Consider the following 11,990-nt stretch of genomic DNA (forward strand, 5'->3'; position numbering starts at 1 on the left):
CATGCCTGATTCCCGCATTCCGCATGACGAGGCTTCGCCCCCTGCCCCCGGCGCGCAGACGCGACCACCAGAGGTCGACCGAGCCGCGGCATCCCGTCGAGCCGTCGCCGCGCGGCGCGAGCGCGCCGCCCTCAAGAAGGACGTCGCGATGCGGGTCATCACGCCGCAGGAGCTCCTGCGGCGGGCTCTGGCCGAGCCGGCGGCACCCGTCGGCGCAATGCGCGTCCCCGAGTTCCTGACGGCGATCCCCGCCATCGGCGAGGGCAAGCGCGACCGCATCCTGCAGCAGCTAGGAATCTCGCCGGTCAAGCGCCTCGGCGGGCTGGGCTCGCGTCAGCGCGACGACCTGCTCCGCTTCCTCGACGAACGGTGGCCGGAGCTCGCGCCCCGCGGGGGCCGGAGCCGGCTCGTCGTCCTGGCGGGGCCGACGGCCGTCGGCAAGGGCACGGTCGCCTCGCACATCAAGGAGCACCACCCCGAGATCCACCTCTCGGTGTCGGCCACGACCCGATCCCCGCGCCCCGGCGAGGTCGATGGCGAGCACTACTACTTCGTCGACGACGCGGAGTTCGATCGCATGATCGAGGCCGGCGAGCTGCTCGAGCACGCCACCGTGCACAACGCGCACCGCTACGGCACCCCGCGCCGGCCCATCGAGGAGGCACTGGCCCAGGGCCGCACCGTGCTGCTCGAGATCGACCTGCAGGGTGCGCGCCAGGTCCGCGAGGCCGATCCGTCGGCGACCCTGGTCTTCCTGCTGCCCCCGAGCTGGGACGAGCTCGTGCAGCGGCTGGTCGGGCGTGGCACCGAGGACGCCGGTGAGCGGGCGCGGCGCCTGCGCACCGCGAAGGTGGAGCTCGCGTCCCAGGGCGAGTTCGACTACCGCGTCGTCAACGACGACGTGGCGCGCGCGGCAGACGAAGTCGCCCGTCTTGCGCGGTGAGCCGCCCCGCTCGCGTAGAATGAGTGGATGCCTCGGCACGCCGAGGCGCGAAAGACTTCCATCCCGTCATCCGATCCAGGAGGTTTCGCCATGGCCGGAACGAACCAGGGCATCATCGAGCCCCCCATCGACACCCTTCTCGAGAAGGTCGACTCCAAGTACCAGCTCGTGATCTACGCATCCAAGCGTGCCCGCCAGATCAACGACTACTACTCGGACCTGCACGAGGGCAACCTCTTCGACAACGTGGGCCCGCTCGTCGACTCGACCGTCGAAGACAAGCCCCTCACGATCGCGCTGCACGAGATCCACGAGGACAAGCTCCGTCTCCGTCACATCGAGTAAGTCGCTCGCGACGACCACTTCGTCACGTCGAGTCAGACCGTGACGTCCTGAATGCCCTCGAGGCGGCTCTGTCCGCCCTCGGGGGCATACTGGTGCCGGCACCCTTCCGATCTGGAGCATCGATGACCGACCTGCGTCTGTTCACGTCCGAATCCGTCACCGAGGGGCATCCCGACAAGATCTGCGATCAGATCTCGGACTCCATCCTCGACGCGATCCTGACCGACGACCCCGACGGACGCGTGGCCGTCGAGACGCTGGTCACCACGGGCCTCGTGCACGTGGCCGGTGAGGTCTCCACCTCGGCGTACGTCGAGATCCCCGCGATCGTGCGCGACGTCGTGAACCGCATCGGCTACACCTCGAGCGAGACGGGGTTCGACGGCGACTCCTGCGGTGTGAGCGTCTCGATCGGCGCGCAGTCGTCCGACATCGCCGCGGGGGTCGACAAGGCCTTCGAGCGTCGTGAGGACGGCTCCGAGGATCCGCACGACCTGCAGGGCGCGGGCGACCAGGGCATCATGTTCGGCTACGCCACGACCGAGACGCCACAGCTCATGCCGATGGCCGCGTGGACCGCGCACCGCATGGCCGAGCGCCTCGCCGAGGTGCGCCGCTCCGGAGAGCTGCCCTTCCTGCGTCCCGACGGCAAGACCCAGGTGACCCTCGGCTACGACGGGCAGATTCCGCGAACCGTCGAGTCGGTGGTGCTGTCCACCCAGCACAACCCCGACATCTCGCAGAAGGCGCTGCGTGCAGCGGTGCGGGCCGAGGTCATCGACCCCGTCCTCGAGTCCACGGGGCTGGACCTGCCCGATGTGAAGTTCTACATCAACCCCGCCGGGCCGTTCGTGATCGGCGGCCCGAAGGGCGACGCCGGTCTCACCGGGCGCAAGATCATCATCGACACGTACGGCGGCGCCTCCCGCCACGGCGGCGGCGCCTTCAGCGGCAAGGACCCGTCGAAGGTCGACCGCTCGGCGGCCTACGCGATGCGGTGGGTGGCGAAGAACGCCGTCGCCGCCGGTCTCGCGGAGCGCCTCGAGGTGCAGATCGCGTACGCGATCGGCAAGGCCAAGCCCGTCGGCCTGTACGTCGAGACGTTCGGTACCGGCCGCGTGTCGGACGAGGCCATCACCCGCGCGATCCTCGAGGTGTTCGACCTTCGCCCGGCGGCGATCATCGACCAGCTCGATCTGCTCCGCCCGATCTACGCGCAGACGGCCGCCTACGGCCACTTCGGCCGCGAGCTGCCCGAGTTCACGTGGGAGCGCACCGACCGCGCGGACGCGCTGCGCGCGGCAGCGGGGCTGTGAAGTCAGCCGCGTGAGCGCGGTACCTCGTCGGCAGGTGGCGCGGGCGGGTCGCCAGCCGGAGCAGTCATGACCGCTCGGCGGGTCGCGCGGGTCCTCATCGACTCGCCGCTGCCGCAGCTCGACCGGCTGTTCGACTACGCCATCCCCGAGTCGCTGGCGGACGAGGCCGTGGCGGGCGTGCGCGTTCGAGTGCCGCTGCGCAGTGCCGGACGCATGGTCGACGGATTCCTCGTCGAGCTGGGGGAGCCGGATGCCTCGGACCGCCCGCTGTCCGAGCTCGATGCCGTCGTCTCGCCCGTGCCGGTGCTCACGCCGGGTCTCTACCGGCTCGCCCGCAGAGCCGCGGACCGTGCCGCCGGCTCCGCGGGCGACATCCTGCGGCTGGCGATCCCGCGCCGCATGGTGCGCGCAGAGAAGGCGTGGCTCAACGCCGAGCCGCCGTCGCCGCCCGAGGTGCCGGCGGAGTCGCGCGCCTGGGCGCAGGAGACGCTCGCGTCCTACCCGGGCTTCGTGCCGGCGCTCGACGACGGCGAGCGCCTCGCGATCGACGCGCCGCCGTCTCCCGCTCTGCTGGCCGATGGATCGCCGGTCGGGTCGTGGGCCCTGATGCTCGCCGCCGCCGCCGTCCACGTGCTCGCCCAGGGGCGCAGCGCGATCATCGCCGTCCCCGACCATCGTGACCTCGCCCAGCTCGAGAGCGCGCTGGCCCCGCACGTGCCCGCCGCAGCGCTCGTCCGCGACGACTCCAAGCGCAGCGCGCCGGCACGCTACGCCGCCTACCTGCGGACACTCTCGGATGCGCCCTGCGTCGTGATCGGCAACCGGTCGGCGGCCTACGCCCCGGTCGCGAACCTCGGGCTCGTCGCCCTGTGGGACGACGGCGACCCGCTGCTGAGCGAGCCGCTGAGCCCCGGCGTGCACACCCGCGATGCGGCGCTGCTGCGGCAGGAGCTCGACGGCGGCGCCCTCGTCTTCGCCGGGCACACCCGCACCAGCGATGTCGAACGCCTCGTCGCCGTCGGGTGGGTGCGCGATCTCCCCGCCGCCCGACGGCGAAGCCCGCGGGTGGTCCTCAGCGCCACCCGCGAGGGGGAGTCGCGCGGGGCCCGGGTTCCGTCGTCGGCCTTCGCCGCCGCCCGCGAGGCGCTCGCCACCGGTCCGGTGCTGGTGCAGGTGTCCCGCCCCGGCTACGCGCCGGTGCTCGTCTGCGCAGAATGCCGCAACCCGGCGCGGTGCGCGCACTGCGGGGGTCCGCTGCACGCATCGCGCCAGGGAGCGCTGCCGGCGTGCACGTGGTGCGGCCGCGTGGCGGCCGGGTGGACCTGCCCGGAGTGCTCGTCGACCCGGGTGCGCATGGCGTCGTCGGGCAGCGAGCGCACCGCCGACGAGCTCGGCCGAGCATTCCCCGGCGTCCGCGTCATCGTCGCGGACGGCGATCACCCCGTCGCCCAGGTCGACGACAAGCCCGCACTCGTCGTCGCGACCCGCGGCGCCGAGCCGCTCGCCACGGGCGGATACCGGACGGTGATCCTCCTCGACGGGGACCGGATGCTGCTGGCCGACGATCTGCGGATCGGCGAGTCGTGCCTGCGCTGGTGGTCCAACGCCGCCGCACTGGCGGCGCCCGGTGCACCGGTGCACCTCGTGGGCGTGACCGGCCAGGTGGCGCGGGCCCTCGCCACGTGGACGCAGGCCGGCTACGCGCGGGCGGAGCTGTCCGACCGCACGCCGCTGCGCATGCCCCCGACGGTGCGCGTGGCAGCCGTCGACGGCACACGGCCTGCGGTCGACGCGGCACTCGCCGACCTGCGGCGAGCGGTGCCCGAGCTGGACGCCGAGGCCGTGCTCGGCCCGCTCCCGCGCGGCGAGGGGGTGCGGGCGCTCGTGCGCTTCGAGTACGCCCTCGGCACCCGCGTGGCGGTCAGCCTGCGCGCCGCGGTGGTGGCTGCCGCGGTCAAGAGCCGGCGGCCCGCGAAGGGACGCCCCGCCGCCCCCGCCAATACACTGAGAGTTCGGGTCGACGTGCCCGACCTCGACCTCTGACCTGTCAACGCTGAGGAACCCCATGCGCCTCGTCTTCGCCGGCACGCCGGCGCCCGCAGTGCCGTCGCTGCGGCGGCTCGCGGCATCCGCTCACGACATCGTCGCGGTCATCACGCGTCACGATGCGCCGCTCGGTCGCAGGCGCGTGCTGACGCCGTCGCCCGTGGCGCTGGCCGCCGAGGAGCTGGGGATCGACGTCATCCGCGCCGACCGCCTGGATGCCGGCGTCTCCGAACGCGTGGCGGCACTCGCACCGGATCTCGGTGTGATCGTCGCCTACGGCGGCCTCGTCCGCGAACCGCTCCTGTCGACGCCGGCCCACGGTTGGATCAACCTGCACTTCTCGCTGCTGCCCCGCTGGCGCGGCGCCGCCCCGGTGCAGCACACCCTGATCGCGGGCGACAGCCGCACCGGTGCAAGTGTGTTCCAGCTCGTTGCCGAGCTCGACGCGGGGGACGTGTTCGGCGAGATCTCTCGCGACGTGCCGGAGGCCGCGACAGCCGGTGACCTGCTCGAAACGCTCGCCGACGAGGGTGCCGGCCTGCTCTCCGACGTCGTCGATGAGATCGCCCGCGGCACCGCGGAGGCACGTCCGCAGCAGGGTGCAGCCACGTATGCCGCGAAGCTCGGCGACGAGGACGGCCGCATCCGCTGGCACGAGCCGGCCGCAGCGGTGCTCGGGCGGATCCGCGGCGTCACGCCCGAGCCCGGCGCGCACACCACGATCGGCGGGGCCCGCCTCAAGGTGCTCGCCGTCGCAGCGGCCCCCGAGGATGCACCGGTGCCTGCGCCGGGGGCCTTCGCCCTGCACGCCCGGCAGGTCATCGCCGGCACCGGCACCACCCCGATCGTCCTCGAGACCGTGCAGCCCGCGGGCAAGGGTCCGATGCGCGCGGCCGACTGGTGGCGCGGATTGCGCGACGCCGATGTGGTGGCCGCCTCATGAGCGCCACCGTCGCCGCGCGCCGGGTCGCGTACGAGACCATCCGCGCGGTGCACGAGTCCGACGCGTATGCGAACCTCCTGCTGCCGGCCTCGATCGGGCGAGCCGGTCTGTCGGGCGCCGACGCCGCGCTGGCCACCGAGCTGACCTACGGCACGCTGCGCCGTCAGGGAACCTACGACGCCGTGATCGCGATCGCCGCGGAGCGCGGCATCCACGAGATCGATCCCGCGGTCCTCGACGCCCTGCGACTCGGCGTCCACCAGCTGCTGTCGACGCGGGTCGCCTCCCACGCCGCGGTCAACGAGTCCGTGGAGCTGGCGAGGGCGGCCGGCGGCCGGGGTGCGGCCGGCTTCACCAACGCCGTGCTGCGGCGTGTCTCGCGCGACACTCCGGGCGATTGGATGACACACGTCGCCGCGAGCGCACGCTCGGACGACGAGCAGCTCGGACTGCTCTTCTCCCACCCGGTGTGGGTGGTGCGCGCGTTCCGTCGCGCGCTGGCGGCCGAAGGCCGCGCCGACGAGCTGGAAGCGCTCCTCACCGCCGACAATGCCGCACCTCGCGTGACGATGGCCGCCCTGCCCGGGCTCGCCGAGGCTCCGGAGGACGCGCGACGGACCCCCTTCTCGCCCATCGGCTTCCGGCTCGGAGGCGGCGATCCCGAAGGCACGGTGCGCGGTTCGGGCGGCCGGATCCGCGTGCAGGACGAGGGCTCGCAGCTGGCCGCGCTCGCACTGACCCGGGCGCTCCCGGTCCAAGAGGGGGAGCGTTGGCTCGATCTCTGCGCCGGTCCGGGCGGCAAGACGGCCGTGCTCGCGGCCGAGGCCCTGCGCCACGGCGCGGCGCTCGAGGCGAACGAGATCTCCCCGGCGCGCGCGGGCCTGGTCCGGCGGGCGCTCGAAGGGGTGCCGCTGGATGTGCCGGTGTCGGAGGAGGACGGCCGCACGCGCGCCGCAGACGCCCCCCGGACGTACGACCGGATCCTCGTCGACGCCCCGTGCACGGGGCTCGGTGCTCTTCGCCGACGGCCCGAGGCGCGGTGGCGCAAAGCGCCGAGCGACGTGCCGGGGCTGACCGAGCTGCAGCGCGAGCTCCTCGATGCCGCGGTCGGCGCGCTGAAGCCGGGCGGCGTGGTGGCGTACGTCACGTGCTCACCGCACCTGGCCGAGACGGCCGGTGTCGTGGCCGAGGTGCGACGGGGGTGGGGCGAGGCCCTCGAGGAGCTGCCGGCACGGGACGTGATCACCGCGCTGTCGGATGCCGATCCCGGCCTTCCCGCGCAGGCGGACGGCAGTGGCCGGGCGCAGCTGTGGCCTCATCGGCACAACACCGACGCCATGTCGGTGTCTCTGCTCCGGCGGGTCTGACCCCGCGCTCGGGTGATCGGCGCCCCGTGCGCCCTCGACCATAATGGACGCGTGCTCCCCACCGACGAGATCGGCCGTGACCGCGGCATCCGCATCAATCCCAGCGTCCTCGCCGCAGACTTCGTCAACATGCAGGCCGAGCTGAGCCGCATCGCGACCGCAGATTTCGTCCACGTCGACGTGATGGACAACCACTTCGTGCCGAATCTCACCTTCGGCCTGCAGATGGTCGAGCGCATCCAGGCGACGAGCCCGATTCCCCTCGACGTGCACCTGATGATCACGGAGCCCGACCGCTGGGCGCCCGAGTACGCCGAGCTGGGCGCCGCCTCGGTGACGTTCCATCTCGAGGCGGCGACCGAGCCCGTGGCGCTCGCGCGTCGACTGCGCTCGATCGGGGCACGGGCGGGGTGGCGGTCAAGCCCGCGACCGCGGTCGACGGTCTTCTCGACCTGCTCGACGAATTCGACCAGATCCTCGTGATGACCGTGGAGCCGGGCTTCGGCGGTCAGTCGTTCATGCCCGAGACGATGCCGAAGCTGCGGCGCCTGGCCGACGAGGCGCGGCGGCGCGGGTCGTCGGTGTGGCTGCAGGTCGACGGCGGGATCGGCGAGTCCACCATCGCGCAGGCGGCCGAAGCGGGAGCCGACACGTTCGTCGCCGGTTCCGCGGTGTTCGGCGCCGAGGATCCCGCGCGCGCCATCGCCGGCCTGCGCGCCGCCGCCACGACGCATCACGTGCACTGAGAGTCGCGACACCCGAGGGCGCCGGGCCTCGATAGGGTTCGAACCGGAAGGGCACCCATGACCGACGAGCACACCGCCACCCCGCATCACGCGCGCAGGCGCGGCATGAAGCGCGTCCTCGACGCATACAGCGGCGAGCACGCCGTGTACGGCCTGGTGCTCGTGACGGCGCTCGTCGCCGTCGGATGGGAGGACGAGACCGACCTGGAGGTGCTCATCTTCGTGGTCGGCACCGTGTTCGTGTTCTGGCTGGCCCACATCTACGCGGCCGTCGTCTCCAGCCGCGCTGCGCAGCCTGCTCCTCCGCTGCGTTCTGCCATCGTCAAGGGCGTCCGGCACGCGTCGGGGATGCTGGTGGCGATGCTCGTTCCCGCCCTGCTCCTCCTGCTCGGCGCGACCGGCGTCGTCGAGGAGTACACCGCCTACTTCCTCGCACTGGGCAGCGGTGTCGTCCTCCTCGCGGTCATCGGCTGGGCCAACGCCGTCCGCAACGGCAGTCCGCTGCGCTGGCGCATCGCCGGCACGCTCGCGACGACGGCGCTCGGGGTGCTCGTGATCGTGCTCAGCATCCTCGTGCACTGACGTCACGCGGACCGCCGAGCATTGCGGGAACGATAACCTGGCATGGTGAAGACGTTCGATGCGCTGTTCGCCGAGCTCGCCGCGAAAGCCGCCGAGCGCCCCGAGGGATCGGGCACCGTCGCACAGCTCGACGCGGGCGTGCACGCGATCGGCAAGAAGATCGTCGAAGAGGCTGCCGAGGTCTGGATGGCGGCCGAGTACGAGTCGACGAATGCCGCAGCCGAGGAGATCTCGCAGCTGCTGTACCACCTGCAGGTGCTGATGCTCGCGAAGGGGCTGAGCCTGGAAGACGTCTACCGACATCTCTGAGCTCCTCACCCCGTCCGTCCTCGAACCCGAAAGCCCCGCTGCCATGCTGCGAATCGCCGTGCCGAACAAGGGATCGCTCGCCGAGACCGCCTCCGAGATGCTTCACGAGGCCGGATACACCGGCCGCCGCGACCCCAAGGACCTGCACGTCATCGATCCTCAGAACGAGGTCGAGTTCTTCTATTTGCGCCCCAAGGACATCGCGACCTACGTCGGATCGGGCGCCCTGGACGTCGGCATCACCGGCCGCGACCTGCTTCTGGATGCCCGCATGCCCGGCGCCCGCGAGGTCGAGGCGCTCGGCTTCGGCGACTCGACCTTCCGGTTCGCCGGTCCGCCGGGACGCTTCGCGAGCGTTCAGGATCTCGAGGGCATGCGCGTCGCCACGGCCTATCCCGGGCTCGTCGACGGCTTCCTCGATGAGCACGGCGTCGCCGTCGACCTGGTGCCGCTGGACGGTGCCGTCGAGTCGGCCGTGCGCCTGGGCGTGGCGGATGCCGTCGCCGACGTCGTCTCGACGGGGACGACGCTTCGTCAGGCCGGGCTGGACATCTTCGGGCCGGTGCTGCTGCAGTCCGAGGCCGTCCTCATCGCCGGACCGACCGATGCCGAGGGCACGGAGACGCTGCTGCGCCGCCTTCGCGGCGTCATGGTCGCGCGGCGCTACGTGATGGTCGACTATGACCTCCCCGCCGACCTCGTCGACGACGCGGTGAAGATCGCCCCGGGGATCGAGTCCCCGACGATCGCACCGCTGCGCGACCCGGCCTGGGTCGCCGTGCGGGTCATGGTCGCCCGCGCCGGCGTCAACCACGTGATGGACGCCCTCTACGCGATCGGGGCGCGGGCCATCCTGGTGACGGCGATCCACAACGCGAGGCTGTGATGAGCCTCGTCTGCCGCGTCATCCCGTGCCTCGACGTCGCCGCCGGTCGCGTGGTCAAGGGCGTGAACTTCCAGAACCTGCGCGACATGGGCGATCCCGTCGAACTCGCGCGGGAGTACTTCCGCCAGGGCGCCGACGAGATCACGTTCCTCGACGTGACCGCGACAGTCGATGAGCGCGCCACCACCTACGACGTCGTCCGCCGCACCGCCGAAGAGGTCTTCATCCCGCTGACGGTGGGAGGGGGAGTGCGCTCGACCGATGACGTCGCCCGGCTCCTGGCGGTCGGCGCCGACAAGATCGGCGTGAACTCGGCCGCGATCGCCCGGCCGGCGCTCCTCGACGAAATCGCCGACCGCTTCGGAGCGCAGGTGCTCGTGCTGTCCCTCGACGTCAAGCGCGTGTCGGCGGAGCGCAGCGACCGCGTGCCGTCCGGCTTCGTGGTCACCACGCACGGCGGCCGCACCGAGACCGAGCTGGACGCCTTGGCGTGGGCGCGAGAGGCCATCGAGCGCGGCGCGGGGGAGCTGCTGGTGAACTCCATCGACGCCGACGGCACCAAGCAGGGCTTCGATCTCGAGCTGGTGGCGCTCATGCGCGAACTGTCGAGCGTGCCCGTCATCGCGTCGGGAGGCGCTGGGTCTGCCGAGGACTTCGGCCCGGCCATCCACGCGGGCGCGAACGCCGTGCTCGCGGCATCCGTCTTCCACTCCGGCCAGCTGACGGTCGGCGACGTCAAGGCCGCGATGGTCGCCGACGGCATCGCGGTGCGCGAGGTGGGCTCATGACCGAGACGGTCGAGGATCGGATCGCGCGCGTCGCGTTCAACGGCGACGGACTCGTTGCCGTCATCATCCAGCAGTGGGACACCCGCGAGGTGCTCATGCTGGGATGGATGGATGCCGAGGCGCTCCGGCGCACGCTCGGCGAGGGCCGCGTGACCTTCTGGTCGCGATCGCGGCAGGAGTACTGGCGCAAGGGCGACACCTCCGGCCACATCCAGCTGGTGCGCGGCGCGCGGCTTGACTGCGATGGCGACGCGATCCTGGTGCAGGTCGACCAGGTCGGGCCCGCGTGCCATACGGGCACGCGCACGTGCTTCGACGCCGACGACCTCGATCCCGTGCCGGGGCCGGAGCTGCCCGCGTGATGCGGCGCGCCCGGCTGCTCGCGGTCGTGGTGACCGTCGCGTGCGGTGCGATCGGCGTGATCGCGTCGACGCAGACGTGGCTGATCGCCGTGCTGGACGACGGCGCCGAGCATGCACTCGCCGTCGCGGGTGCGTCGGCGATCCCCGTCCTGGCGCCGCTGAGCCTCGCCGTGCTCGCCCTCGGCGCGGCGCTGTCGATCGTCGGACTCGTCCTGCGCTTCGTGTTCGGTGCGCTGTCGGTCCTGATCGGCGTCGTGCTGGCGTGGCTCACCGCGCGGATCGCGTTCGAGCTTCCGGTGTCAGCGGTCGCCTCCGTGGTGACCGAGGCCACGGGCATCGCCGGTGAGTCCTCGATCGCCCAGCTGCTCGCTTCCATCACTGCCACGGCGTGGCCGATCGTCACGCTGGGCGCCTGGGTCGTGCTGGTCGCCGCCGGCGTCTTCACGCTCGTCACTGCGCGCGGGTGGACGAGCTCCGGCCGTCGCTACCGCACGGACGACCCCGCCCGCCCGGCGGCCGACGGCTCGCGCCCGCACGACGCGGCCGGATCGCGCGCCATCGATGACTGGGACGGACTGTCCCGTGGCGAGGATCCCACCGCCTGACCGCTAGACTGGCGGCATCCCGCGCAGGCTTTTCACGAGGAGATATCCATGAGCGAAAACATCGGCGACCCCGGCCACGGACACTCGCCCGCTGCCTGGACGGCCGTCGTGATCATGCTCGTCGCCGTGACACTCGGGACGGTGTTCTACTGGTTCGACATGCCGGCCCTGGTCTGGGCGTCGGCGGTGCTGCTGGTCGTGGGTCTCATCGTCGGCTGGATCCTCTCGAGGGCCGGCTACGGCGCGAACGGCCCCAAGTACAGCCCGAAAGAGCACTGATCGTGCTCGCCGACCTCACGGCCGGCGCGGTTGAGGATGCCGAGCGGCGCGCCACCTCGCGTCCGCTCGCAACGGTCGAGGCCGCAGCTCTCGCGCAGCGGCCCGCCCTCGACGCGCTCGCGGCGCTCGCTCCCTCCGACCGCGTCAGGATCATCGCCGAAGTCAAGCGCGCGAGCCCTTCGCGCGGCGACCTCGCCGAGATCCCCGACCCCGCTCTTCAGGCCCGCCGCTACGAAGAGGGAGGGGCTGCGGCCATCTCGGTGCTGACCGAGGGCCGCCGCTTCAAGGGCAGCCTCGCCGATCTGGAGGCCGTCCGGGACGCCGTCGGCCTGCCCGTGCTCCGCAAGGACTTCATCGCCACCGAGTACCAGGTGCTCGAGGCCCGCGCCGCCGGCGCCGACCTGGTGCTGCTCATCGTCGCGGCGCTCGAGCCGGAGACGCTCGCGCGGCTGCACGCTCTCACTCTCGAGCTC

Annotated in this window: 14 protein-coding genes and 1 pseudogene; all 15 read left to right on the forward strand. The window is 72.3% G+C overall.

What is annotated here, in order from left to right; translation table 11 throughout:
* The first annotated feature begins 1 nt into the window (after position 1).
* Positions 2 to 943 carry a guanylate kinase gene (gene gmk / locus WYM_RS09970; RefSeq protein ID WP_237739374.1) on the forward strand — a complete coding sequence of 314 codons (942 nt, stop codon included), beginning with the start codon at positions 2 to 4 and terminating at the stop codon, positions 941 to 943.
* A gap of 90 nt (positions 944 to 1,033) precedes the next feature.
* Positions 1,034 to 1,288 (forward strand): DNA-directed RNA polymerase subunit omega, encoded by a 255-nt coding sequence (rpoZ, locus tag WYM_RS09975; protein ID WP_019180689.1) that lies wholly within the window; start codon positions 1,034 to 1,036, stop codon positions 1,286 to 1,288.
* Positions 1,289 to 1,410: 122 nt separating this feature from the next.
* Positions 1,411 to 2,604, forward strand: a complete 1,194-nt coding sequence (metK, locus tag WYM_RS09980; protein ID WP_019180690.1) for a methionine adenosyltransferase — start codon at positions 1,411 to 1,413, stop codon at positions 2,602 to 2,604.
* A gap of 66 nt (positions 2,605 to 2,670) precedes the next feature.
* Positions 2,671 to 4,647, forward strand: a complete 1,977-nt coding sequence (locus WYM_RS09985) for a hypothetical protein (protein WP_019180691.1) — start codon at positions 2,671 to 2,673, stop codon at positions 4,645 to 4,647.
* Between the two features lie 22 nt (positions 4,648 to 4,669).
* Complete coding sequence (gene fmt / locus WYM_RS09990; RefSeq protein ID WP_019180692.1) at positions 4,670 to 5,593, forward strand: methionyl-tRNA formyltransferase; 924 nt, start codon at positions 4,670 to 4,672, stop codon at positions 5,591 to 5,593.
* The gene (locus WYM_RS09995) at positions 5,590 to 6,960 is read left to right on the forward strand and encodes an RsmB/NOP family class I SAM-dependent RNA methyltransferase (RefSeq protein WP_019180693.1); all 1,371 of its coding nucleotides are present in this window, start codon (positions 5,590 to 5,592) and stop codon (positions 6,958 to 6,960) included. The genes fmt and WYM_RS09995 overlap by 4 nt, the downstream gene beginning before the upstream one ends.
* A 129-nt stretch (positions 6,961 to 7,089) precedes the next feature.
* A pseudogene (rpe, locus tag WYM_RS19865) lies at positions 7,090 to 7,706 on the forward strand (ribulose-phosphate 3-epimerase).
* A gap of 57 nt (positions 7,707 to 7,763) precedes the next feature.
* Entirely contained in the window at positions 7,764 to 8,288 is a 525-nt protein-coding gene (locus tag WYM_RS10005; protein WP_019180694.1) for a hypothetical protein, read from the forward strand.
* 45 nt (positions 8,289 to 8,333) lie between these two features.
* Positions 8,334 to 8,597 (forward strand): phosphoribosyl-ATP diphosphatase, encoded by a 264-nt coding sequence (locus WYM_RS10010; protein WP_026059711.1) that lies wholly within the window; start codon positions 8,334 to 8,336, stop codon positions 8,595 to 8,597.
* Between the two features lie 43 nt (positions 8,598 to 8,640).
* On the forward strand, positions 8,641 to 9,483 hold the full coding sequence (gene hisG / locus WYM_RS10015; protein ID WP_019180696.1) for an ATP phosphoribosyltransferase: 843 nt from the start codon (positions 8,641 to 8,643) through the stop codon (positions 9,481 to 9,483).
* Positions 9,483 to 10,271, forward strand: coding sequence for an imidazole glycerol phosphate synthase subunit HisF (gene hisF / locus WYM_RS10020; protein ID WP_019180697.1), 789 nt, complete (start codon positions 9,483 to 9,485; stop codon positions 10,269 to 10,271). The genes hisG and hisF overlap by 1 nt, the downstream gene beginning before the upstream one ends.
* On the forward strand, positions 10,268 to 10,633 hold the full coding sequence (gene hisI, locus WYM_RS10025; protein ID WP_019180698.1) for a phosphoribosyl-AMP cyclohydrolase: 366 nt from the start codon (positions 10,268 to 10,270) through the stop codon (positions 10,631 to 10,633). The genes hisF and hisI overlap by 4 nt, the downstream gene beginning before the upstream one ends.
* On the forward strand, positions 10,633 to 11,238 hold the full coding sequence (locus WYM_RS10030; protein ID WP_019180699.1) for a Trp biosynthesis-associated membrane protein: 606 nt from the start codon (positions 10,633 to 10,635) through the stop codon (positions 11,236 to 11,238). The genes hisI and WYM_RS10030 overlap by 1 nt, the downstream gene beginning before the upstream one ends.
* 48 nt (positions 11,239 to 11,286) lie before the next feature.
* Positions 11,287 to 11,517 (forward strand): DUF6704 family protein, encoded by a 231-nt coding sequence (locus WYM_RS10035; RefSeq protein WP_019180700.1) that lies wholly within the window; start codon positions 11,287 to 11,289, stop codon positions 11,515 to 11,517.
* A 2-nt stretch (positions 11,518 to 11,519) separates the two neighbouring features.
* Positions 11,520 to 11,990: indole-3-glycerol phosphate synthase TrpC (locus WYM_RS10040; protein ID WP_019180701.1), on the forward strand; the 471-nt coding region annotated here is incomplete at its 3' end.

Origin of the sequence: Microbacterium yannicii PS01 (genome assembly GCF_000304335.1) — a bacterium.
In the GTDB taxonomy this organism is placed as follows: domain Bacteria; phylum Actinomycetota; class Actinomycetes; order Actinomycetales; family Microbacteriaceae; genus Microbacterium; species Microbacterium yannicii_A.